Origin of the sequence: Photobacterium kagoshimensis (genome assembly GCF_050337045.1) — a bacterium.
In the GTDB taxonomy this organism is placed as follows: domain Bacteria; phylum Pseudomonadota; class Gammaproteobacteria; order Enterobacterales; family Vibrionaceae; genus Photobacterium; species Photobacterium kagoshimensis.
The window spans coordinates 333,058-358,852 of record NZ_JAKJSO010000011.1; the positions used below are offsets into that span (position 1 = coordinate 333,058).

Consider the following 25,795-nt stretch of genomic DNA (forward strand, 5'->3'; position numbering starts at 1 on the left):
AGCCCCAGAGCATCTCACTCTGGGGCTTATCGATAGCAGTTAGACTCGATACGAGCAGTGTAATAATGGAAGCAAAACGCTAAGCAAGCCCTAGCATCCAATTCACTGTCGTGAAGTAAATCATCATACCGGTAATATCAACCACAGAGGCCAGTACCGGACTAACCAAGACAGCAGGGTCCAATCGGCATGCGCGCGCAATCATAGGTAATACCCCACCAATACTGGTCGAAATGACAACCTGAATTGAAATTGCCATACCAATAGCAATCGCAATATCATCTAAATTAATCCCAAAAGGTAATGTCGAGCTATCACTAAACAACATCACGCGAGCGATGATCACCCCAGCTAATACACCTGCGATAACCAATGAAACCCGAAATTCTTTCCACAATACGGCCAGCCAGTCTTTACACCGTATCTCTTCCATCGCTAAGGCTCGTACCACCAAGGTTGCAGCTTGCGACCCCGTGTTACCACCTGCAGCCGCAATCACCGGCATGTAGATAGCCAAAAGCACTAGCTGACTGAGGGTATCTTCGTAATGCGAAATGATCAGGCCAGAAACTATCCCCAAAAGGGCCAGACTCACAATCCAACCGATACGCTCACGTACGTGAGACATCACACTGTTTTGTAAATAATGTCCCGCAGGTTCCGCTTCAGAACAAATAAGGCCAAGGCCATTGGCCAAATGACGCATGCGCTTTTCTTCATTCATCTCATCTAAGCGATCAAGTAAGCATTGCACGTGTCTCAGAGGGCATTCATGTAATACTGCAATGGCTTCAGAAATGGGCATAACAACCAATAACTTCGCTTGTTCTTGCGCGTTGTATTTCAAAAATGCATTTTTTGCTGCTAGCACATCATTATGTGCTAGTTGTTCGTTTGCAGTTTGCACTGCACAGTTCATTACCGCCATAGCGAATCTCCCGATTGGCAAGCACTGAGTGCACAACAGTCACTCAGCCAACAGTAACGACCACCAGAATTAACCTAGCTAACGCCCAGTACGTACAGCGATACCTTGATGAACACCATAAATAACCCGAGCTATCAGTCGTTATGCCGTAGCAAAACGAGACAGTTACTGCGTGGCGCACTCGGTGGATAACCACAATTAAGGGCTGTTCTTTATCGTTTCATCAGTCTATTGCTGCGCCATGCTTTTTATTTGTATTCAATAAAAAGGCACACGTAAGCACTATCAGCTATCTGACAAATTCAACATTGAGATATAAGGAAGAAAATCGAGGAAAAACATTGGTTGCGTATTAAGTAGGCTTAATAGCAATAGACATGCGTTCCGAACCTACTAAGATCCGGACAATAGGAGACCGACACCGTTAGCGGGTTTGATTTTCCACCTTCATACTCGGGGGATGGTCGGTATCGTTCATTTACGTCTCCAAAAAATGCCGCAGTAGTGCGACGTGGTAATTCTACGGGATTCACTCATGCGTGCAAGGTATTTAAGCCAATAATTTGCCACAAAATATTTCTAGTACTTGTCATAGCGCACCCAAGTAGAATAAAGCCTCTAGCCATCCTATTTTCTATGCAGATAAACAAAAGCCCGCCATCGCGGCGGGCTTGTTTTTTACATGTTCACGCTAATGCGCAGGCATAATTACGCGTTGTTAATACGCGCGTGTAATTCTTGAACTGATGTAACCTTGTTACGGTCATCTGCAGTCCATGCCATGCAGGTTGCGAACGCCGCGTTTAACGTTGTGGTGTAGTTCACTTTCTCAGCTAATGCACCACGACGAAGTACTTTTGAGTCTTCAATCGCTTGACGGCCTTCTGCTGTATTCACAATGTAGGTGTATTCATTGTTCTTGATACGATCAAGAATGTGAGGACGGCCTTCATGTACTTTGTTTACTAGGCGAGGGTTAATGCCCGCTTCGCCTAGAATAACCGCAGTACCGTGAGTTGCATCTAGCTCGTAGCCCAATTTGATTAGCTTAGACGCTAGATCCACCACGCGCTGTTTGTCATTTTCACGAACAGACAGTAGCGCGCGACCGCTTGCTTGTTTCTCTTTGCTACAACCCAATTCTGCTTTGGCGAATGCTTCTGCGAAGGTATCACCCACGCCCATCACCTCACCAGTAGAGCGCATTTCTGGACCTAACAGTGGGTCAACACCAGGGAATTTATTGAACGGCAGCACCACTTCTTTAACCGAGTAGTAAGGTGGAATAATCTCTTTGGTAAAGCCTTGTGACTCAAGAGACTGACCCGCCATTACACGTGCAGCAATTTTCGCAAGAGGTGCACCTGTTGCTTTCGATACAAACGGTACGGTACGCGCTGCGCGTGGGTTCACTTCGATAAGGTAAACTTCGTTATCCTTAACCGCAAACTGGGTATTCATCAGGCCGCGAACACCAAGTTCAAAGGCTAGTTTCTCAACTTGCTGACGCATCACATCTTGGATTTCTTGACTTAGCGTATAAGCAGGCAGTGAACATGCTGAGTCACCTGAGTGAACGCCTGCTTGTTCAATGTGCTCCATGATGCCGCCGATAACAACGCGCTCACCATCACAAATCGCATCCACATCCACTTCAACTGCGTCATCTAGGAAGCGGTCAAGAAGCACGGGGGATTCATTCGATACGCTAACCGCTTCATTGAAGTAGCGACGTAAGTCTTGCTCATCGTATACGATTTCCATCGCACGACCACCCAGTACATAAGAAGGGCGAACAACCAATGGGAAGCCGATATCTTTTGACTTTTCAATCGCTTGCTCCATTGTTGTTACTGTCGCATTTTCAGGCTGAAGCAGGCCTAGACGCTCTACTGCCGCTTGGAAACGTTCACGGTCTTCCGCACGGTCGATGGCATCCGGGCTAGTACCGATAATTGGTACACCTGCCGCCTCAAGTGCGCGCGCCAGTTTAAGTGGTGTTTGGCCGCCGTACTGAACAATTACGCCTTTTGGCTTTTCAACGCGTGCGATAGCCAAGACATCTTCCAGCGTTACTGGCTCGAAGTATAGACGGTCAGAGGTATCGTAATCTGTCGATACTGTCTCTGGGTTACAGTTAACCATAATGGTTTCGTAACCGTCTTCGCGTAGTGCAAGTGATGCATGTACACAACAGTAATCAAATTCAATACCTTGGCCGATACGGTTTGGACCGCCACCTAGGATCATGATTTTATCTTTGGCTGTCGGGTTTGCTTCACACTCGTCATCGTATGATGAGTACATGTACGCCGTGTCAGACGAGAATTCCGCCGCACAGGTATCAACTCGCTTGTATACTGGGTGGATGTCGTACTGGTCACGTAGACGGCGAATCTCACTTTCCGCTACCCCCAGTAGTTTAGCAAGGCGAGCATCGGCAAAACCTTTACGCTTAAGTTGGCGCAGTACCGTTTCGTTCAGGCCTGCAAAACCACCATCTTTAACCGCTTGTTCTGCTTTTACTAAGTCTTCGATTTGTACTAGGAACCAACGGTCAACATTGGTTAGGTTGAACACGCCATCAACAGACATACCCGCGCGGAAGGCATCCGCGATGTACCAAATACGCTCAGCGCCTGCATCTTTTAGTTCGTGACGAATAGTCGTTAGTGCGTCTGGCGCATCTAGATCAACCATTTCATCAAAACCATTCGCGCCAACTTCTAGGCCACGAAGTGCTTTTTGTAGTGATTCTTGTTGGTTACGACCAATCGCCATCACTTCACCCACTGACTTCATTTGCGTGGTTAGGCGGTCATTCGCGCCTGCAAATTTCTCGAAGTTAAAGCGAGGGATCTTCGTTACTACGTAATCGATTGTTGGTTCGAATGATGCAGGTGTTGCGCCACCTGTGATGTCATTCATTAGCTCATCAAGGGTGAAACCAACCGCTAGTTTTGCCGCAATTTTTGCAATCGGGAAACCTGTCGCTTTCGACGCTAACGCTGAAGAGCGAGATACACGCGGGTTCATCTCGATGATAACCATGCGGCCATCTTTCGGATTGATACCAAACTGTACGTTTGAACCACCCGTTTCAACACCAATTTCACGCAGTACCGCTAGCGATGCATTACGCATCAACTGGTATTCTTTGTCTGTTAGTGTTTGTGCAGGTGCCACTGTGATTGAGTCACCAGTGTGAATACCCATAGGGTCAAAGTTTTCAATCGTACATACAATGATACAGTTGTCGTTTTTATCACGAACCACTTCCATCTCGTACTCTTTCCAACCAATTAACGACTCATCAATCAGTAACTCGTTAGTTGGCGAAAGGTCTAAGCCGCGACGACAAATTTCGTCAAACTCTTCTTTGTTGTACGCGATACCACCGCCCGTACCACCCATAGTGAACGATGGGCGAATAATACAAGGAAAGCCAACCATGTCTAAAACTTTGTAAGCTTCTTCCATTGTTTTCGCGGTATCAGCCGTTGGACACTCAAGGCCAATTGACTTCATTGCTTTATCAAAGCGAGAACGATCTTCTGCTTTATCAATCGCATCAGCCGTTGCACCAATCATTTCTACGTCGAACTCTTCCAGTACACCGTGCTTTTCTAAATCAAGTGCACAGTTCAATGCTGTTTGGCCACCCATAGTTGGTAGCACAGCATCTGGACGTTCTTTTTCAATAATCTTACGAACCACTTCCCAGTGAATAGGTTCAATGTAAGTCGCATCAGCCATGTCTGGGTCAGTCATGATTGTTGCAGGATTCGAGTTAACTAGGATGACACGGTAGCCTTCTTCACGAAGTGCTTTACACGCTTGTGCACCTGAGTAGTCAAATTCACAAGCCTGACCGATAACAATCGGGCCAGCACCTAGAATCAGAATACTTTTAATATCATTACGTTTTGGCATCTTTTACTACTCCGAACTTAGGCGCTGTGCTTTTTTAGCAATTCAATAAAGTGGTCAAACAAAGGTGCTGCATCGTGAGGGCCAGGGCTTGCTTCAGGGTGACCTTGGAAGCTAAACGCTGGCTTGTCTGTACGATGAATACCTTGTAGTGAGCCATCAAACAATGATTTGTGAGTTGCACGTAGGTATTCAGGCAAACTTGCTTCATCTACGGCAAAACCGTGGTTTTGTGCTGTGATCATCACAACATCACGGTCAAGGTCTTTCACTGGGTGGTTTGCACCGTGGTGACCAAATTTCATTTTTACTGTTTGTGCGCCACTTGCCAGAGCAAGAATTTGGTGGCCAAGACAGATACCAAATACTGGTAGGCCTTTTTCAAGGAAAGTCTTAGTTGCTTCAATTGCATAAGTACATGGCTCTGGATCGCCAGGGCCATTTGAAAGAAACACGCCATCAGGGTTAAGTGCTAGCACTTCTTCTGCAGACGTTTGTGCAGGCACGACGGTTAAACGACAACCGCGGTCAACCAGCATGCGTAAGATATTACGTTTTGCACCGAAATCGTAAGCCACTACATGGTATGGCAACTCGCTATCGTCTTTCGCTTCAGGTAATCCACCCGTTAGCGTCCAAGAACCTTGTTTCCATAAGTAAGATTCTGACGTAGTCACTTCTTTTGCTAAGTCCATGCCTTTCAGACCTGGGAACTCTTTTGCTTTCGCCAGTGCTAACGCTTCATCTAGATTATTACCCGCAATCACACAACCATTTTGCGCACCTTTTTCACGCAAGATACGCGTCAGCTTACGGGTATCAATATCTGCGATACCAACAATGTTTTGTGATTTTAAGTAATCAGAAAGGGTTTGTTCACTGCGGAAGTTTGAAGCAATAAGAGGGAGGTCACGAATTATCAGGCCTTGCGCATGGATCGCGGTAGATTCTTCGTCTTCGGAATTGGTTCCGGTGTTGCCAATATGAGGGTAAGTAAGAGTAACTATCTGTTGAGAATAAGAAGGGTCAGTGAGAATTTCTTGATACCCCGTCATCGAGGTATTGAAAACGACTTCACCAACGGCCGAACCATCTGCCCCAATGGACACGCCGCGGAACACTGTCCCATCTTCAAGGACTAACAGCGCAGATTTGCTCAAGACAACCTCCAAAAAATATAAAAATGCACTTAAAACAGATAAATTTGCAACTACCCATTCAATACTGTGCCAAGAACCGCCGAAAGCTGATTTTTGACAAATTCCGCGTATTCTATAGAGCGCTTATTTTTCTGTCAATAAAACCCTTAAAATAACTGCAAACTATAACAAACAGAGGAGCAAAACTGAGCGAAAGCATCAAAACACAGTGATAACTCTATTATTTGTCACATTAAAGTTGTGGGCGATCTCATTTTATCGTTTGCCAAAATGTAACCAGAGATTAATAAAGACAAATCCATAAGCAAACGATTATAAACCAGAAGAATAGATCCACTTTTGCAAGTTTAAACCTAAATTTCAGACAAGTGCTACTTTATTTAAAGTTAAGTGGTGTTTTTGATAGGAGAGAAACGAAGATAAAATATTATTGATAATGGTCATGTCAAAAGTGTTAGTTTATGCATCAACAAAGCGTGATGCATAAACAATGCTTATGCTTACTTACAGCTCATCAAGCCCAAGAACATCTTGCATAGTATAAAAACCCGCCGATTGTTGAGCTAACCAAGACGCAGCACGCACAGCACCATTGGCAAACGTCATACGATCCGTCGCTTTGTGCGTGATTTCAACTCGTTCGCCAATATCGGCAAACATCGCAGTGTGCTCACCCACAATATCGCCAGCCCGAATCGTCGCAAAGCCAATTTCATCACGGCTACGCTCACCCGTGATCCCTTCACGCGCATATACCGCAACATCACTCAACTTATTACCCATCGCCCCCGCAATCGCCTCACCCATACCAATCGCAGTGCCTGATGGGGCATCCACTTTATGACGATGGTGCGCTTCAATCACTTCAATATCACAGTAATCACCCATGACTTTGGCTGCTTTTTCAAGCAACTTAAAGACAAGGTTAACGCCAACACTGTAATTAGGCGCCATCACGACCCCTAATGATTTCGCCGCTTCATCAATCGTCTGGCGCTCTTCTTCAGTAAAGCCTGTTGTACCAATCACAATACGCTTCGTATATTTCTGGCACAGAGCCAAGTTCACTAATGTTGGTGCTGGAGCGGTGAAATCAATCACCACATCAAAATCATCAGCAACGGCAGCAAGATCATCAACCACAGCCACACCGCACTTACCAATACCGGCTAACTCGCCAGCATCGACGCCTATCATGCTTGATTCTGGACGTTCGCTTGCCGCACCTAAGGTGGCAAACTCTGATGCTTCAACGGCTTTAATTAAATTACGCCCCATGCGCCCAGCTGCGCCAGCTATCGCGATACGTACCATGCTTACTCCACTTATTTGCCTAAAAGTTATAACAAACCACTCTACCCCGACAAAAAAGTTACAGCAACTCTCGTTATTAGAAGCAATTTATTTACTGTTAATAATAATGTCCGCATAATCAACTGATGTTATATTTGGAAAACAGGATGTTAAATCATGACATGGGTTCTAAAACACAGCACAACTTGTGCCGCTATTTTGCTGTCCATTGGCTTACTTAATGGCTGTGAAGAAACCGCCAAACAGCAAGTCGCGCCACCACCACCTAGCGTTATCGTCGAAACCATCTCCAAGCAACAAATTAATCCTTCAACCCAATTTAGTGGCCGCATTGAAGCGGTAGAAGATGTTTCCTTGCAGGCTAGAGTCGAAGGCTATTTAATGGCGCGTCCATTTCATGAAGGGGATTACGTTAAGAAAGGGACTTTGCTGTTTGAGCTTGACCCAAAACCGTTTGCTGCTGAAGTGCGCCAAAAAGAAGCGGCACTAAAACAAGCAAAAGCCAAATATGAAGTCTCACTGATCAACTATAAGCGCGGTAAAAGACTACTTCCTAAAGGCAGTATTAGTGCCGTCGATTTTGATGAAATCACCACAGCTAAAATCACAGCAGAAGCCTCTGTCGCTCAGGCTGAGGCAGCACTGGATGCAGCAAAACTAAATCAAGGTTACACCCAAATTCTTGCCCCAATTGATGGTCGTATTGGGGCTTCGAATGTCTCGATTGGTGATTTAATTAACCCATCAACTGGGGTACTCGCAACACTGGTGCAGCAAGAGCCGATGCACGTTATCTTTAATGCCAGTGAAACCCAAATTCTGGATGCCTACGAACTGAGAAAATCAGGCCAAGTCCCCGCTTTAAATGAACTCTCTCTTAGCTTAGAACTTTCGAACAAAAGCCTGTATGACCAACAAGGTAAAATTGACTTTATTGATAACCGCGTTGATCCAACCACAGGTACAGTACAAATCCGAGCGAGCTTCCCTAACCCAGACCACGTCCTTCAACCAGGCCAATTTGGGAATATCATCATTGCTTCATCTGATCCGATTGAGGCTTTATTGATCCCGCAAGTTGCCGTACAAGAAGATCAAAAAGGTCGCTTTGCAATGGTCGTGAACAACGACAACATTGTGGAGCGTCGCGACCTAGAAGTGCATACCCGCCAAGGCATTTATTGGGTCATTGATGCAGGCCTAATGCCTAATGAGCGTGTGATCATTCAAGGCTTACAGCGAGTGCGTGTTGGTGCAGAGGTGAAACCTCAAGTGCAACAGATCAAACCATTTGCCGATCAGCAGTAAAGGAGAGCAGCTATGATCAGTCGCTTTTTTGTTTATCGGCCCAAGTTCGCATTTGTCATCGCGATTGTTTTGACACTCTGCGGCTTGCTTGCCATTCCTGTTTTACCAGTAGCAGAATTTCCTGAAGTTGCGCCACCCAGTATTAGTGTGAGTACCAGTTACCCGGGTGCCAATGCCGAAGTGGTCAAGGCCACCGTCGCCCAAGTGGTTGAAAGCGAGGTCAACGGGGTCGAAAACATGATCTACATGTCATCGAAATCCTCCAATGACGGCAGCTATAACCTTACCGTGACCTTTGCTGTTGGTACCAATGCTGATGATGCCCAAGTCCAAGTCCAAAATCGGGTACAAAAAGCTACCTCACGCTTACCCGAAGAGGTAAAACGTGAAGGTATTGCAGTAGAAAAGCAATCTTCCAGCATCTTGATGGTGGTGAACCTGTTCTCCCCTAAAGACAGCTACGACGCACTTTACATTACCAACTATGCCAGCCTAAATCTGAAAGATGAGTTAGCGCGTGTACCTGGCGTCAGTAAAGTGAACATTATCGGTTCACTCGACTACGCCATGCGGATATGGCTTGACCCAGATAAAATGGCGCCGCTAGGGGTTACCCCACAAGATGTGCTGGCAGCCATTAAAGAGCAAAACATTCAAGTTGCTGCGGGTCGCATCGGTGCATCACCAACACCACCCGAACAACAGTTCCAGTACACGCTACAAACCCAAGGCCGATTAGTGGATGCCGATGAGTTTAAGAACATCATCATCCGTGCCACCCAAGATGGTCGAAAGCTTCGCGTCAAAGACGTCGCACGGGTTGAATTGGGTTCACAAACTTACGATGCTCAAGGCAAGCTTAATGGCCAACCTTCCGCCATTATTGCGATTTATCAATCACCAGATGCCAATGCACTCGAAGTGGCACAAGGTGTTCGCGACACTATGGTTCGACTGGCGTCGAGCTTCCCTGAAGATCTCGAACAAAAGGTGCTATACGACACCACTGAATTTGTTGAAACCTCAATTAACGAGGTCGTACAAACCCTCTTTATCTCTGTGGTATTGGTTGTTTTAGTCGTCTTTATTTTCTTACAAGATTTTCGTTCAACCTTAATTCCCGCCATTGCGATCCCCGTATCTTTAGTCGGTACTTTTGTGTTCTTGCTGATTTTCGGCATGACCATCAATACCGTTTCGCTATTCGCCTTAATTCTCGCTATCGGGATCGTGGTCGATGATGCCATTGTGGTGATCGAAAACGTAACCCGCCTCATGGAAGATGAAGGGCTAAGTCCTCGTGATGCTACGTTAAAAGCAATGGATGAAGTCACGGGCCCGGTTATCGCAACCACGCTGGTGCTGTTAGCGGTATTTGCACCAACCGCTGTCATGCCGGGTATTACAGGGCAAATGTATGCGCAATTTTCGATCACCATTTGTATCTCGGTACTGATTTCATCGATTAATGCTTTGACCCTCTCGCCTGCGCTATGTGCTTCACTGCTTAAGCCACCGAAAAAGCATGAAAAAGGTTTCCATGCGGCTTTTAACCGTATTTTTGACAAGATCACCGAGCGCTATACTAACGTGGTCGCGACTATGATCCGCCGCGTGGTGATCGTCAGCGTACTGTTTGTGGTGATGCTGGCAGGGACAGGTCTCTTAGCCAAAGTCTTACCAAGTGGCTTCATTCCAGACGAAGATAAAAAATCATTCATGGTGGATGTGTCGCTGCCCGATGGTTCTTCGCTTAATCGTACCGAGCAGGTGATGGCGGAGTTGGTTGATATCACCCGTAATGAAGAAGGTGTGGCTAACGTCATTCACGCCAGTGGATTTAGTATTTTATCTGGCTCACTTAAATCTAACAGTGGTCTATTGATTGTGAGTTTGGATACCTGGGAAGAACGCAGCGATCCAAACTTGCACCAAAACCAAATCATCGCCCGTCTTCAGCAGAAATATAATCAATTGCCTGAAGGGGTCGCCCAAGCTTTCGCCCTACCACCACTGCCTGGTGTCGGTAGCGTGGCAGGGGTTGAGTTTGTCCTGCAAGACAACCGAGGGCGCTCAGCACAAGAACTCGCCTCTGTCATGCGGGGCTTTATCATTAAAGCCAATGAGCAGCCCGAAATCGCCTTTGCCTTTAGTAATTTCACCGCTGAGGTACCGCAGATTTTTGCTGATATTGACCGTGAAAAAGCTAAGGTGCTTGGGGTACCACTTAATGAGATCTTCTTCACCCTGCAAACCCAGTTAGGAGGAATGTATGTCAATGACTTCACCAAGTTTGGTAAAAACTTCCGTGTCATGATGCAGGCAGAAACGGAATATCGATCCAACGAAGCAGGCATTCAACACTTCTATGTCCGTGGCACTGGCGGTCAAATGGTACCGTTAAGTACCTTGGTGAGCACCCGTCCATCGTTGGGTCCTGATGTTGTTGACCGTTACAACCTCTATAACTCAGCCACCATCAATGCGATCCCTGTGCCTGGCTTTAGTTCCGGTGAAGCGGTGGCAGCAATGGAGCGAGCGGCCGAAAGTCTACCCGATGGCTATAGTTTCTCGTGGACAGGAATGACCTATCAAGAAATCAAAGCAGGTAACTTAGCCCCTTTGATCTTCTCGCTGGCATTAGTCTTTACTTACTTATTTTTAGTGGCGCAATACGAAAGTTGGACCGTACCACTGGGAGTCATTTTCTCAGTACCGATTGCGATTCTAGGTGCCTTCTTGTTTGTGTGGGTACTCGGCAGTGATGTCAATCTTTACACCCAAATCGGCTTAGTCCTGCTGATAGGCCTAGCCAGTAAGAACGCCATTTTGATCGTCGAGTTTGCCAAAATGCAGCGCGAAGAAGTGGGTCTGTCAATTCGTGATTCTGCCGTAAAAGCTGCACGATTACGTTTCCGTGCCGTGCTCATGACAGGCTTCTCGTTTGTATTAGGTGTAATGCCATTAGTGGTCGCCAGTGGTGCAGGTGCAGGAAGTCGACGCGCCTTGGGCAATGCGGTCTTTGGCGGCATGACTTTGGCTGTCGTGGTAGGCACTATCCTGACGCCAGTGCTGTATTTTGCAATTCAGTCTGTACGCGAGAAAGTGAAGAAAGTGGATATGGGCGGTATTGCCAAGCAGAACTAACGACTCTTTTCACTAGCATCACGATCAAAAAGCCCGAGTTATATTTTATATAGCTCGGGCTTTCATTTATTCATCGCTTGTCCAGTAAGATCAAACTACGATTAATCGGTAATATTTTTTACCTGCAGCTCACGCGGCACTTCAAAGAACATATTTTCTTCTCGGCCAGATAGCTCTTCAACGCTTGCTTGGGTCAGCGCTTGAATGCGTTCAATGATCTGATTCACCAACTCTTCAGGCGCCGATGCACCCGCAGTCACACCCACTTTATTCTGACCATCAAACCATGCTGGATTCACATCTTCTGGGCAGTCGGTTAAATAACCTGGTGTCCCCAGTTTTTCTGCTAATTCACGCAAGCGGTTTGAGTTTGATGAATTCTTAGAGCCCACCACGATCATCACATCGACCGTTTCAGCCATTTCGCGCACCGCGTCTTGACGGTTTTGGGTTGCATAGCAAATATCGTCTTTACGTGGGCCTTGGATTTCAGGGAAGACTTCACGCAGCCTTTCAATCACATCAGCCGTTTCGTCTACTGATAATGTTGTTTGGCTAACATAGTGCAAGTGACTTGGATCTTTCACTACCATCTTGTCGACATCTTCTGGCTTCTCAACCAAATACATGCCGCCCATCTCGCTAGCATATTGACCCATGGTGCCTTCCACCTCAGGGTGACCAGCATGGCCAATCAAGACCACTTCCATATTTCTACGGCTGGCACGAGCAACTTCCATGTGCACTTTCGTTACCAATGGACAAGTTGCATCAAACACAGTCAGTTGACGCGCTTTTGCTTCTGCTCGTACCGCTTGCGACACACCGTGAGCGGAAAATATCACGATACTGTCATCAGGCACTTCATGCAGCTCTTCAACAAAAACGGCACCACGTTGCTTCAACCCTTCCACGACAAAGCGGTTATGCACCACTTCATGACGCACATAAATAGGAGGTTGATACATTTCAAGCGCGCGCTCAACAATGCTGATTGCTCGATCAACACCGGCACAAAAGCCACGTGGATTTGCTAGTAAGATATTCATTGCTAACAGCTCTTAGTTTTCTATTGTCACGACTTCCACATCAAAAGTGACGCGTTGCCCCGCTAACGGGTGATTAAAGTCGACGGTTACCGAGTCACCAACCACTTGGGTGATCACGCCTGGGATATCTTGGCCATCTGGCCCTGCAAACGCAACGATAGTGCCCACTTCAGCTGGTGCTTCTGCACCAAACTTACTTAATTCTATATGATGGATGTTGTCTGGGTTAGGTTGACCAAAGGCATCTTCTGGCGCTAACTCAAAACTGCTTTTTTGCCCTTGCTGTAACCCTAACAGACATTTTTCAAAATTGTCCGTTAAGCTACCATCACCCATTCTAAATTTTGCTGGTTTACCCATTGCTTGGGTTGAATCTGCTACCGAGCCATCTGAAAGCTTGATCGCAAAGTGCATCAGCACTTCACTGTTTTCCTTGATTACCGACATGTGTAGGGTCCTTTTTATGTACCGAAACGGCACTGATACCCATCCGAATGGGTAATAATTATTGTTGATGCTTGCTGATAAGCCATTTCCCAACCCCCTTTTACAACAAAGCGCCGTCCGTATCAACGGACAGCGCTTAGGGGTATTACGTAGAATGGCTTTTATTTGGCTTTTTCTTTCTTGTCAGCAATAAAGCCTTCAAGAATGATCATGGCGGCACCAATACAAATTGCCGAATCGGCAATGTTGAATGCTGGCCAATGGCTGTTCCCGACGAAGAAGTCCAAAAAGTCGACCACAAAACCATGGTACATACGGTCAAACAAGTTACCGAGTGCCCCACCAATAATCAGTGCGTAGGCACTGTTTGCTAGTCGGTTTTCTGCCGGAGAACGGCGCATCCAAAAAATCAGTAAGCTACAAACACCTAATGCTATCGCTGTAAAGAACCATCGCTGCCAACCACCTGCATCGCTTAAAAAGCTAAATGCAGCGCCGTAGTTATGCACATACAGCAAGTTGAAAAATGGCAATACCTCAATACGATTCGGCCAGCCATAATCCATGGTGTTCATGACAAGTAGCTTACTACCCACATCAACAATGAAAACCAGAGCCGCCAGCCAAAGCCAGCGCACTCCTGATTGTTTCAATGACAGTTCGGTCTGTTTAGGCGATGTCATTGTCATTAGGCAAACTTACGCTCTTCGCCTTCACCATCGATGTTGCTTACACAACGACCACACACTTCTTCGTGGCCTTCGATAGTGCCTACATCTGCCACATGGTGCCAACAACGGTCACACTTCGCAGCTTCAGATGCAGTAACAGTCACAAACAAACCTTCAACATCAGTTTCTTGTGCGCCAGCAGGCATGCTATCTGCAACAACAACTTCAGCTTTCGACGTTAGTAGTACGAAACGTAGTTCATCTTCTAGCGTATTCAGTTTATCTGCCAGTGCTGCGTTTGCATGCAGTGTAATTTCGGCTTGCAGAGCACCACCGATCACTTTGTCTTTACGTGCGCCTTCAAGAAGCTTATTCACTGCACCACGAACTTGCTGGATTTCAGCCCAGAATTCATTGTTCAGTTTTTCATCTTCAGCAAGACCGAATAGACCTTCGAACCACTCACCGGTGAACACAAACTTGTCGCGTTGACCTGGCATTTCGTTCCAGATTTCATCAGCGGTGAACGACATAATTGGTGCCATCCAACGAACCAATGCTTCAACGATGTAGTAAAGCGCAGTTTGACAGCTACGTTGTGCGTGGCCACCTTGCTTCGCTGTGTACTGACGGTCTTTGATCACATCTAGGTAGAATGAGCCCATTTCAACCGAACAGAACTGCATTAGACGTTGTGTTACACCGTGTAGGTTGTACTCGTCGTATGCTTTAACGATTTCTTCTTGCGCAGCCATTGCACGACCAACCGCCCAACGATCCAGTGCGACCATATCTTCTGGTGCAACTAGGTCTGTTTCTGGGTTAAAGCCACTTAGGTTCGCTAGGAAGAAACGTGCTGTATTACGAATACGACGGTAAGCGTCCGCAGAGCGTTTTAGGATTTCATCTGAAACCGCAACTTCACCGGTGTAATCCGTTGATGCAACCCATAGGCGAAGGATGTCTGCGCCAAGTTTGTTCGTCACATCTTTCGGTGCAACCACGTTACCGACAGATTTCGACATCTTACGGCCTTGGCCATCAACAACGAAACCGTGGGTGAGCACTTGCTTGTACGGTGCCGTATCTTTCATTGCCACTGAGGTGATCAATGAAGACTGGAACCAACCGCGGTGTTGGTCTGAACCTTCAAGGTAAAGATCAGCAGAGTTACCATTAAACTCTTCACGGCTATCAACAACCGATGAGTGCGTCACACCAGAATCGAACCATACGTCCAATGTATCTAGCACTTTTTCGTAGTTGGCAGCATCGGCTTCACCCATAAGCTCTGCAGGATCAAGATCCCACCATGCTTGAATGCCTTTTTGCTCAACAAGTTGTGCCACTTTCTCGATCAAATCGTGAGAGTTAGGGTGCAGCTCTTGTGTTTCTTTGTGTACGAACAAGGCAATTGGCACGCCCCAAGTACGTTGACGAGAGATACACCACTCAGGGCGACCTTCAATCATACCTTCGATGCGGCTTTGACCCCACTCAGGTAACCATTGCACGCTCTTAATTTCACCTAGCGCTTTCTTACGTAGGCCAGCTTTGTCCATAGAGATGAACCACTGTGGCGTTGCACGGAAGATGATAGGTGTTTTGTGGCGCCAGCAGTGTGGGTAGCTGTGCTCGTAAGCATGGTGATGCAATAGCGCACCGTGCTCTTTTAATGTTTCTAGTACTGAATCGTTCGCTTTAAATACGTGTTGACCCGCAAACAATTCAGTATCAGGTAGGTAAACGCCGTTGCTGCCAACAGGGTTTGCTACTTCTAGGTTGTATTTTTGACCAACCACGAAGTCTTCTTGACCGTGGCCAGGTGCTGTGTGAACACAACCTGTACCAGAATCTGTTGTTACGTGATCACCAAGAATAACTGGCACATCAAAGCTGTAGAATGGGTGGTTAAAGCGTACGAGCTCTAAATCTTCACCTTTACAGAAGCCAAGGTTGTGGAAGTGCTTAATACCCGCACGATCCATCACGTCTTTTGCCAATTCAGCAGCAACGATCAGACGGTATGCTTGTTGGTTGTTTTCAGCATCCGCTTCAACTTGAACCAATACATACTCAAGGTCATCACGTACAGCAACAGCACGGTTTGCAGGCAGTGTCCAAGGCGTTGTTGTCCAGATAACGATAGATACGTCACCTTGACCTTGGTGGCCTTCAGGGCAAGAGAACTTAGCCACAGTCGCCGCTTCATCAGCTGCTTTAAATTTCACATCGATAGACGGTGAAACTTTGTCTTGGTATTCCACTTCTGCTTCAGCCAGTGCTGAACCACAATCCGTACACCAGTGAACAGGTTTGAAACCTTTCAATAGGTGATCGTTGTCTGCGATTTTACCCAGAGAACGAATGATGTTCGCTTCTGTTGCAAAATCCATAGTGCGGTAAGGCTTAGCCCACTCACCTAGAACGCCTAGACGAATGAAACTTTCTTTTTGACCTTCAACTTGACCCGCTGCGTATTCACGACATTTCTCGCGGAATTCAGCCGCGGTCAGCTTACGACCAGGTTTACCCCACTTTTTCTCTACCATTAATTCAATTGGCAGACCGTGGCAATCCCAACCTGGTACGTACGGTGCGTCAAAGCCTGAAAGTGTCTTTGACTTAATAATAATGTCTTTAAGAATCTTATTTAGCGCGTGACCAATGTGAATATCACCGTTGGCGTATGGAGGGCCATCGTGTAATACGAAGGATTTTTTACCCTTCTTAGCTTTACGAATTTCACCGTAAAGATCTTCATCATTCCAACGCTTAAGCATTGCTGGCTCACGTTGAGCTAGGTTGCCTCGCATCGGAAACCCTGTTTCAGGTAAATTCAGGGTATCTTTATAGTCGCTCATTGATTCTAGATTCCGTTACTTGGGCGAAGTTGGACATTATTACGCTCAGACAGCCACACCCGTGCTGTTTGGGCATCTCGCTCAATTTGTGCTTTCAGCGCATCAAACGATTCGAATTTTATTTCGTTGCGTAGCTTATGGTGCAACACAACTTCAATCTGACAACCGTATAAGTCACCAGTAAAATCAAACAAATGTACTTCTAACTGTTGGCGTACACCGTTGACTGTTGGTCGATGACCAACATTGGCAACACCTGCATAAGGTGCGCCATCTAAGCCAAAGACTTCAACCGCGTAGACACCAGAAACAGGCGATACACGTCGTTTCAAGGGCACATTTGCCGTTGGAAAGCCAATGGTTCGGCCTAGTTTTCGTCCGTGAGACACTCGCCCACAAACACTATAAGGTCGTCCTAGCATGGTTGCTGCTGATGTTAATTCGTCATTCGCTAATGCTTGACGAATCGCGGTACTACTTACACGTTGGGTGGATACACAGAAACTCTGCGTACTCACCACCTCAAAACCCCATTCGCGGCCAGCCGCTTGTAGCATTTCAAATGTGCCGCTTCGACCTTGACCAAAGCGAAAGTCATCACCAACTACCAGAAACTTAACACCCAATTGCTCAACCAACAAGCGACGAACAAAGTCACGAGGGGTCATATTGGCAAAATGGGCGTTAAAATTGATGCAAAGCAAACGCTCGACACCTACTTTTTTCAATTGCTGATATTTATCACGAAAACGCGTTAGCCGTGCGGGCGCTTTATCACCAGCAAAAAGTTCTAACGGTTGAGGTTCAAACGACATCACCGTTGCTGGTAGCGACATAGATTCCGCTTTGGCCATCACCTGGCGTAACACCGCCTGATGACCCAAATGGACACCATCAAAATTGCCAATCGTCAGTACACAACTGTGATGACGAGGCTTTATATTATGTATTCCTCGGATTAATTCCATGTACCGCTTGCTAATTCGCTGAGTTAAATTTCAAAATTCATGATAAAAACTGGCGGATTATATACTACTCCGCCCTGTCAATCAGCTATCAGTGCGAAGATGATGAGGACGAATGCCTAAAATCATCACAATTACTAAGTAAACCGTAGCCCCTGCTGCGATTAATCCCGACAACCACATCACACGGTGACTCAAGCTCCAGCTTAACCATTCGCTCATTGCTGGCATCAACCACAACAAGGTTGCCACCATAGCAACACCACCAATAGCAAGGCGTGCCACAAACATCAGGGTAGTTTTGGTAACACGATACACATTGGCACTGTGAAGGCCGCGATAAAGCAGCGCCGCATTGACGAAGGCAGATAAGGCTGTCGCCATCGCTAAACCAACATAACCATAGAAATACGCAAAAACCGCATTGAAGAACATATTGGTGATCATCGCGATAATACCAAAACGCACCGGTGTTTTGGTATCTTGTCGTGCGTAATAGCCCGGCGCGAGCACTTTAATCAACATAAAGTTCAATAAACCCGATGCGTAAGCTAATAGGGAAAGCGATGCTTGATGAACATCATTTGGGGTAAATTCGCCACGCATAAAGAGCACCATCAGCATCGGCTTAGCCAATACCATCAGTCCTAACATGGCAGGAATACCCAGCAACAACACCATACGCACGCCCCAGTCCATGGTACTGGCAAACTGACCTGACGTTTTTTCCACATGCTTTCGTGACAACGCGGGCAAAATCACAGTGGCAATCGCAATACCAAACAAACCGAGCGGAAACTCTAATAAGCGATCCGAGTAATACAGCCAGCTAATTGAGCCTGTCGCGAGGAAGCTGGCAATAAAAGTATCGAACAATAAGTTGATTTGGCTAACAGAGACACCAAACAAGGCCGGGATCATTAAGGTGCGGATCTTGGTCACGCCGGGGTCATTCCACCCCCATTGCGGACGCACTAACGCCCCTTCTTTAATAAGAAAAGGAATTTGAAATAGGAACTGAATCAAACCACCAAGAAAAACGCCGATGGCTAAGCCAATTTCAGGTTGAGCTAACTGCGGTGATAAAAACCACGCACAACCAATAATGGCCACATTCAAAAACACAGGGGTAAAAGAGGAAACCGCAAATTTACCTAAGGTATTTAGAATCGCACCCGACAAGGCAACAAAGGTAATGAACCATAAATAAGGGAAAGTTATCTTCAGTAGTAAACTTGCCAATTCAAATTTAGGCGCTGCAGGGCCATCATTTAACCAATCAATAAACCAACCCGCACCAAACAGGGCCGTTACCACCCCCGATCCTAAAATTCCCAATAACGTCACAATCGAAACCAATACGCCCAAGGTACCCGAGGCTTTTGCAATCAGCTGGCGGGTTTTATCCATATCACCGGTTGCATGATATTCCGTCAATACCGGAACAAACGCCTGAGAAAAAGCACCTTCAGCAAATAGACGGCGTAAAAAGTTGGGAATTTTATTCGCAAAAAAGAAAACATCGGCGGCAGCACCTGCTCCCATCAAGTTCGCAACCACGACATCTCGGACCAAACCAAGCACTCGAGAAACCAAAGTCATGGCGCTAACTATCAGTCCTGAGCGTAAAAGACGCTTACTCACAAAAAAACCTCATAAAAGATAGCCCAGAAAGGTGACTTACGGGGCAAAATGCTGGTAAAATCTGCCGCCATATTAACCGTGTTATTCCGTAAGTGCCAACTTCATGGGCTTGACGGTTATTTACACAAATCATTTGACAATCTTTCGCTTTGTTGGCATAGTCCTCGGCCTTAAATTGTCACCGTACCAAAGAATTTGGGAGTTACACCCTTGGCAAATATCAAATCTGCTAAGAAACGTGCACTAACTTCAGAAAAACGTCGCCAGCACAACGCTAGCCGTCGTTCTATGATGCGCACTTTCTTCAAAAAAGTTATCGCTGCTATTGAAGCTGGCAACAAAGAAGCTGCAACTGCTGCTTTCGTTGAAATGCAACCTGTTATGGATCGTATGGCTACTAAAGGCCTAATCCACAAAAACAAAGCTGCACGTCACAAAGCTCGCCTAGCAGCTAAAATCAAAGCTCTTTAATAGAGTCGAGATTTTACAGCGATAAAAAAAACCGGCACTTAGCCGGTTTTTTTGTATCTGAGATTTATGCTTCTCAATGACAGTACATATTGTGTAGCAGCTGAATCATCGCACGAACTTCCTCACTCTTTAGACGATAGAATACCGTCTGTGACTCTTTTCGCGTATCAACCAAACCATCACGTCTTAGCCACGCTAAGTGTTGAGATAATGCAGATTGGCTCAACTGAAGCTTTTCACACATCATCCCGACGGACATTTCCCCTTCCAGCAGATAGCATAGAATAAATAAACGTCTTTCGTTTGCCATGGCTTTGAGTAATACGACTGCTTGCCCAGCATTCTGCTCCATTCGTTGCAGATCCATATTCTCACCACTAATTTAAGTTAACGCTAATATACTTAAATACTAAGTGACTTAACGGCAAAGATCCATGAAAAAATAGCGCGAATTCGCGCTATTTAAACAACTTACCAAAGTTTGCTTCACATATTTTTTTCACTGCTGGGTGCATAATCATCCGTTCAGCAAAAATAACGTAATACTCTTCTTTGATTTCTTTTACCCGTTTTACTTCGCGAATATTATTGGCTTCTTCGATTTCTTCTGCATAAATCGATGGTGCGACAAACATTGACTGATGATAAGCACCAAATGCTTTCATCAGCGCTGCATCATCAAACTCACCCAGAATATTGGGCGTAATCCCCTGTTGATCAAACCATTGGTGTAATTTACGCCCCATCGCGGTACGGCGGCCTGGGATAAGCAATTTGTAATCTTCAATACAAGCTGGGAAGTTCAGCGTTTTATTTGGCTTAGAGCAAAAAAAGCTCATGCTCGATTCACCCAGCTTCTTACTGTAAAGCCCTGGACTTTGCGTCGAGTCGACAGGACAGTCAGATAAGATCATATCTAACTTATGCAATGAGAGCTGCTCTAACAGCATTTCATGAGTGGATTCATAGCAGCGTAAGTGAATCCGTTCATCTTCAGGAATGCCTTCTAACAATACCTTACTAACGAGTCGCTTAGAGAGCGCATCGGCAACCCCCACTTCCAACAGTTGGTTCTCACGCTGGGTATAATTGACGATATCGAGCATCTCGTAGCTAAGATCAAACATCTTATCGGCATACTTAAAAACCAGCTGCCCCAGCTCGGTTGGTTCAATATTGCGCCCAACACGCTTCGTCAACTTCCCTTTCATTCGTTCTTCTAACGCACGAATTTGCCCTGTTACCGTTTGTGGTGCGAGAAATAGCGCATCAGCAGCCTTAGTGACTGAGCCTTGCTTGCAGACCATCCAGAAGTAATACAGGTGGTTATAATTAAGATGAGACATCCGTTATTTCATTGCCATAATAAAAAACCCCAGACATGCAGCTTACGCGGCACATCTAGGGTCTTCAACTTTATCTGTTAATTTTCAGGCAATGAAAGCAGTTTTCAACAAATATGTGTTTTAACTACTCAGTTCGTTGCTTGGACAGACTTCTTTTCATCCTGCAGGGTTTTACGATAACGCTCTCCTACTCGCTGCTCCAGTGCGCGAGAACGGAATGAATCATCCTGTTCTTGCATCACTGCCGTAGTCGCTGCCTTACCATGGCTAACACCAGCTAAATAAGCCTGACAAAGTTCCGTTTCATCGCTAGAGGTACAATTAGAGTAATCAGGAACAGCCATTGCTGTTGATGATGCCAGTACCATCGCAGTGAGAAGATAACGTTTCATATTACGCCTCCGATTTAGGTAGCACGCGGTCTAGCATCATGTAGCCCACGATTGCCGCCACCGTTGACCCAACTAAAATACCTAAACGAGAATAGGTGTTGAAGTCTGCTGGTGCACCAGCAAAAGCCAATGAAGAAATAAAGATCGACATGGTGAAACCGATACCACACAGCACTGACACCGCAAAAATATGCTTAAAGTTAATGCCATCAGGTAGTATCGCTACACCGCCTTTTACTGCTAAGTAACTAGCCGTAAAGATACCTAGCGGTTTACCAATAAATAGGCCCAGTGCGATACCTACCGGTAACATGCCTGTCATACCTTCAATCGATACACCGTCTAGAGAAATACCTGCATTTGCAAAAGCAAACAGAGGAAGAATCAAGAAAGCAACATACGGATGTAATACGTGTTCTAGATGTTTAAGCGGTGAGTGCTTGTCTGAGCGACCGTCTTTCCCACTGAGTGGAATCGCAAAGCCCAGTACTACACCTGCTAGTGTTGCGTGAACACCTGACTTAAGCACGCTGAACCACAAGATCGCACCCACAATTAAGTAGAAGGATATTTTGGTCACGTTCTTGGCATTCATAATGAATAGCGCTGCGGTTGACGCAAATGCTACCGCCAAGGCCCAAGTCGATAGATCGCTGCTGTAGAACAGGGCGATAATCACGATAACACCAAGGTCATCAATAATTGCTAGTGCAAGCAAGAAAACTTTCAAGCTGACAGGAACACGTTTACCCAATAACGCCATGATACCTAGCGCAAACGCAATATCTGTTGCCGCAGGGATCGCCCAGCCTGTAATGGCGACAGGATCTGAGTAATTAAATAGTACGTACACGAGTGCAGGTGCAATCATGCCCCCAACAGCCGCTAATGCAGGGAAAATCGCTTTTTCTTTGGTATTCAGCGCACCTTCAATAAGTTCGCGCTTTACTTCCAATCCAATAAGCATGAAGAAGATAGCCATCAAGCCATCATTGATCCAATGCTCTACAGATAGGCCAGCCACATAGGAATGAAGCGTACCAGTGTAAACTGATTGTAGTGGTGAGTTCGCAATAATCATTGCGATAGCTGCTGCGATAATAAGGATAATTCCGCCAGCAGACTCTAATTTTAAAAATTTACGAATCGCATCGGTCATTGACCGTCACTCCTTTGCACAAAAACAATTTTCACAACATATATTGTGTTGCATTAGTGTAGTCGGCAAAGCCGCTATCTGAACAATCGTTTGTTTAGAGCTAATACATCGTAAATTCCGAATAATTAGAACTATAACCAAGTAATATCCGCAGAATAAATTTTCAACCAAACTGCGAGTGTCATATTTATTAGCGATAAATTAATTTTTTGCGATTTTTTATCACCGTTATGAATAATCTCCATCAAACAAAACACCAAATATTAACAGCTCTAAACAATCATCATAAACCTTACTAATCATACACTTAAATAGCAAAGCCAAAATGTGCATTTAAAAGTCAAATGCGTCTTCCGCTCACAAAGTAAGCACAAAAATGCCTTGTCATTAAAAGTGTCATATTTCTGAAATATTAGCCCTCTACCATCGCCGCAGATTTCAACAAAATGACACCCAAACGACATCCTATTGTCATGGAGAAATGATTATGAATACCCAAGCCACTACTGCTGCGCCACAAAACAGCTCTATGCGTTGGGTCCGCTGGGCTAACCTAGCGTTCATGCTGTACATTCTGCTTGTTGCTGTATCTATGGTCAGCAGCGGCTTCAAATTGTCTGTTGGTGAGCAAGCAAAAACACTGTTTGAGTTTGCCTCTCACCCAGTTGCAGGCTTAATGATTGGTCTAGTAGCAACCGCACTGATCCAATCATCGAGCACAGTAACCTCAATCATTGTTGGTCTAGTGGCAGGTGGTTTACCTGTAGAAACGGCTATTCCAATGGTTATGGGTGCGAACATTGGCACAACGTTAACCAACACCTTGGTAAGTTTAGGCCACGCACGTTGTAAAGAAGAGTTCCGCCGAGCGTTTGCAAGTGCAACCGTACACGACTTCTTTAACCTATTAGCGGTTTCTATTTTCCTACCGTTAGAAATGATGTTCGGTTTGCTAGATAAGATTTCAACCTGGTTAGTGACACCATTTATGGGTGCTGGCGACATGAGCATGAAGAGCTTGAACTTCATGAAGCCATTAACACAACCGGCAGTTAACCTATTCAAAGGCCCGCTAGAAGCGTTTGGTACTATGGGTGGCGTTGCGCTTATCTTTATCGGTATTGCTCTTATCTTTGTTGCTATTACGGCAATGGGTAAACTGATGCGTAGCCTAATGGTTGGCCGTGCAAAAGATATTCTAAAGAGTGCCATTGGTCGTGGTCCGCTGCATGGTATTGCATCGGGTACTGTAGTGACGATTCTTGTTCAATCTTCATCGACGACAACAAGCTTAATGGTGCCACTGGTAGGTACTGGCGTACTGAAAGTACGTGACGTTTACCCATTCACTTTGGGTGCAAACATTGGTACTTGTATCACTGCCCTACTAGCAGCAACAGCTATTTCAGGTGATTATGCAGTCTTCGCACTACAAATTGCATTAGTACACTTAGTTTTCAACGTGCTAGCGACGGTATTCATTTTTGGTATTCCATTCCTACGTGAATTACCGCTAAAAGGTGCTTTCTACCTAGGTGACTTAGCAACGAAAAGCAAAGCAGCTGTATTTGGTTACATCAGCTTAGTCTTTGGTGTACTGCCTCTCGCAATCCTAGGCTTAACGGCTTAAATTTGATTAGCGCGTTACAATACAGTTAGCAAACAAAAGCCCCGTGAGATGAATACTCACGGGGCTTTTTTAAGGTTCATCGCGGCTTTCCGGGGAAAGCCGCTTTTATCTTTAGGAAGAAATATTCCGTATCTCGATATCCGTATCCCATACGCTTGATGAGTTTTATCTTGTTATTGATCCCCTCCAGCGTACAAGTATTCAGATGATATGAAGCGGATGCCACGATACCGTGAAGATAAGGTTTGAGCTTTCTAGCGAAGTTGATGAGAGGCTGTATGCCACTCTCATTCACCTGCTGCCACCATACCTTCCATAACCCAATAGCTTGCTCCTCTGAATCACAATACCAAAGCTCCTTGAGCTGAGCCCCAAGTAAGTGCGTTATCATGAGATCTCGGTTAATCGATAATATTTCATCTAGATAACTTTCCTGTTTAGCACTTAAGTTCTCTCTGTTTTTCAGCAGTACCCACCGCGAGCGCTTTATCCAACGGCGTGCTTTTCTGTCAGCCTTTAGTTGATTAGCTTGGTCYACTCGAACCCTGTCCATGACTTCTCGACCGAACTTAGCCACGACATGAAATAAGTCATAGACAATACGGGCGTTTGGGCAATGCGCCTGCACTTCGAGATCAAAAGCGGTGTTCATATCCATYGCGACARCTTCAATGTTGGCAGCATTATCGCCGAGCTCTTCAAAGAATGGACGAATGTCCTTTCGGCTTCGGCCTATGCCAATCCAGAGCACTTGATGACTTTGTGCGTCAGCGATGACGGTAGCGTACCKATGACCTTTAAAGATAGCGAACTCGTCCATAACAAGCTGACGTAAATCACTCCAAGGCACCGTTGGAACAACGCGTTTAAGACGGTGTTTATCAATGTCCTTAATCGTATGCCAATGCACTCCGGTYAGCTCGGAGATATGCTTGATGGGTAACAGCGGGAGCAGTTTTTCGATATAACCTTTTAAACGATTTGTGATCCGTGAATATGGAGCAACCCAAGATATGGCCTCTGTTTTGACTCCACAAGAAGAGCAGTTTATCCGTCGAGTTTGTACCACTAGCTCAACAGGAGTATCGAACATCATCGCTTCTTTTAGAACTCGCCAATGATAGTCATGGATAGAGTTGGATGAGCGACCGCATTGACACACAGCGGTGGAATCAGGCTTTAAAGTGATTGTAATTAAAGAATCAGTTTTATGGGACTTTATAATCTGAAAGCCTTCCCAGAAGGAAGATAGGAAAGTATTATTCGACATGAAAACGGTAGTTTTTGGAAGGTTGTGTTTGGCGATGTAACCATACCATTAACTACCGTTTTTGTTTTCAGTTCCCGCTAATCCGCGAAGAACCTTTTTT

Annotated in this window: 19 protein-coding genes; 4 read left to right on the forward strand and 15 right to left on the reverse strand. The window is 45.7% G+C overall.

Features of this window, described 5'->3' with window-relative positions:
* Nucleotides 1-79: 79 nt before the first annotated feature.
* From L4C35_RS09230 to dapB, 4 genes are all read right to left on the reverse strand, one after another.
* Complete coding sequence (locus tag L4C35_RS09230; RefSeq protein WP_428462602.1) at nt 80-928, reverse strand: magnesium transporter; 849 nt, start codon at nt 926-928, stop codon at nt 80-82.
* A gap of 708 nt (nt 929-1,636) precedes the next feature.
* Nucleotides 1,637-4,861: a carbamoyl-phosphate synthase large subunit gene (carB, locus tag L4C35_RS09235; protein WP_428462603.1), complete on the reverse strand. Its 3,225-nt coding sequence runs from the start codon at nt 4,859-4,861 to the stop codon at nt 1,637-1,639.
* 17 nt (nt 4,862-4,878) lie between these two features.
* Nucleotides 4,879-6,018 (reverse strand): glutamine-hydrolyzing carbamoyl-phosphate synthase small subunit, encoded by a 1,140-nt coding sequence (carA, locus tag L4C35_RS09240; RefSeq protein ID WP_428462604.1) that lies wholly within the window; start codon nt 6,016-6,018, stop codon nt 4,879-4,881.
* A gap of 504 nt (nt 6,019-6,522) precedes the next feature.
* The gene (dapB, locus tag L4C35_RS09245) at nt 6,523-7,332 is read right to left on the reverse strand and encodes a 4-hydroxy-tetrahydrodipicolinate reductase (protein WP_428462605.1); all 810 of its coding nucleotides are present in this window, start codon (nt 7,330-7,332) and stop codon (nt 6,523-6,525) included.
* A gap of 156 nt (nt 7,333-7,488) precedes the next feature.
* Here dapB and L4C35_RS09250 point away from each other — a divergent pair, with 156 nt between their 5' ends.
* Together L4C35_RS09250 and L4C35_RS09255 are read left to right on the forward strand one after the other, a co-directional pair.
* Entirely contained in the window at nt 7,489-8,640 is a 1,152-nt protein-coding gene (locus tag L4C35_RS09250) for an efflux RND transporter periplasmic adaptor subunit (protein WP_428462606.1), read from the forward strand.
* 12 nt (nt 8,641-8,652) lie between these two features.
* Complete coding sequence (locus tag L4C35_RS09255; RefSeq protein WP_428462607.1) at nt 8,653-11,787, forward strand: efflux RND transporter permease subunit; 3,135 nt, start codon at nt 8,653-8,655, stop codon at nt 11,785-11,787.
* A 101-nt stretch (nt 11,788-11,888) separates the two neighbouring features.
* Here the strand turns inward: L4C35_RS09255 and ispH are convergent, their stop codons facing one another.
* From ispH to murJ, 6 genes are all read right to left on the reverse strand, one after another.
* The gene (gene ispH / locus L4C35_RS09260; protein ID WP_428462608.1) at nt 11,889-12,836 is read right to left on the reverse strand and encodes a 4-hydroxy-3-methylbut-2-enyl diphosphate reductase; all 948 of its coding nucleotides are present in this window, start codon (nt 12,834-12,836) and stop codon (nt 11,889-11,891) included.
* A 12-nt stretch (nt 12,837-12,848) separates the two neighbouring features.
* Entirely contained in the window at nt 12,849-13,283 is a 435-nt protein-coding gene (fkpB, locus tag L4C35_RS09265) for an FKBP-type peptidyl-prolyl cis-trans isomerase (protein ID WP_428462609.1), read from the reverse strand.
* Nucleotides 13,284-13,444: 161 nt separating this feature from the next.
* Entirely contained in the window at nt 13,445-13,972 is a 528-nt protein-coding gene (lspA, locus tag L4C35_RS09270) for a signal peptidase II (protein ID WP_428462610.1), read from the reverse strand.
* Entirely contained in the window at nt 13,972-16,818 is a 2,847-nt protein-coding gene (gene ileS / locus L4C35_RS09275) for an isoleucine--tRNA ligase (protein ID WP_428462611.1), read from the reverse strand. The genes lspA and ileS overlap by 1 nt, the downstream gene beginning before the upstream one ends.
* 5 nt (nt 16,819-16,823) lie before the next feature.
* On the reverse strand, nt 16,824-17,786 hold the full coding sequence (gene ribF, locus L4C35_RS09280) for a bifunctional riboflavin kinase/FAD synthetase (protein ID WP_428462612.1): 963 nt from the start codon (nt 17,784-17,786) through the stop codon (nt 16,824-16,826).
* 81 nt (nt 17,787-17,867) lie between these two features.
* Entirely contained in the window at nt 17,868-19,427 is a 1,560-nt protein-coding gene (gene murJ / locus L4C35_RS09285; RefSeq protein ID WP_428462613.1) for a murein biosynthesis integral membrane protein MurJ, read from the reverse strand.
* Nucleotides 19,428-19,637: 210 nt separating this feature from the next.
* Here murJ and rpsT point away from each other — a divergent pair, with 210 nt between their 5' ends.
* Nucleotides 19,638-19,898, forward strand: coding sequence for a 30S ribosomal protein S20 (gene rpsT, locus L4C35_RS09290; RefSeq protein WP_048897997.1), 261 nt, complete (start codon nt 19,638-19,640; stop codon nt 19,896-19,898).
* 73 nt (nt 19,899-19,971) lie between these two features.
* Here rpsT and L4C35_RS09295 read toward each other — a convergent pair whose 3' ends face one another.
* From L4C35_RS09295 to nhaA, 4 genes are all read right to left on the reverse strand, one after another.
* Complete coding sequence (locus L4C35_RS09295) at nt 19,972-20,265, reverse strand: ArsR/SmtB family transcription factor (RefSeq protein WP_428462614.1); 294 nt, start codon at nt 20,263-20,265, stop codon at nt 19,972-19,974.
* A 91-nt stretch (nt 20,266-20,356) separates the two neighbouring features.
* A complete protein-coding gene (gene nhaR, locus L4C35_RS09300; RefSeq protein WP_428462615.1) occupies nt 20,357-21,244 on the reverse strand; it encodes a transcriptional activator NhaR in 888 nt (295 codons plus the stop codon).
* Between the two features lie 128 nt (nt 21,245-21,372).
* Entirely contained in the window at nt 21,373-21,636 is a 264-nt protein-coding gene (locus tag L4C35_RS09305; protein WP_428462616.1) for a hypothetical protein, read from the reverse strand.
* 1 nt (nt 21,637) lies between these two features.
* Nucleotides 21,638-22,795, reverse strand: coding sequence for a Na+/H+ antiporter NhaA (gene nhaA / locus L4C35_RS09310; RefSeq protein ID WP_428462617.1), 1,158 nt, complete (start codon nt 22,793-22,795; stop codon nt 21,638-21,640).
* Nucleotides 22,796-23,282: 487 nt separating this feature from the next.
* Here nhaA and L4C35_RS09315 point away from each other — a divergent pair, with 487 nt between their 5' ends.
* On the forward strand, nt 23,283-24,425 hold the full coding sequence (locus tag L4C35_RS09315; protein WP_428462618.1) for a Na/Pi symporter: 1,143 nt from the start codon (nt 23,283-23,285) through the stop codon (nt 24,423-24,425).
* 76 nt (nt 24,426-24,501) lie between these two features.
* On the opposite strand, the gene L4C35_RS09320 is transcribed toward L4C35_RS09315, so the two are convergent.
* Nucleotides 24,502-25,695 carry an ISL3 family transposase gene (locus tag L4C35_RS09320; RefSeq protein WP_428462619.1) on the reverse strand — a complete coding sequence of 398 codons (1,194 nt, stop codon included), beginning with the start codon at nt 25,693-25,695 and terminating at the stop codon, nt 24,502-24,504.
* Nucleotides 25,696-25,795: the final 100 nt, after the last annotated feature.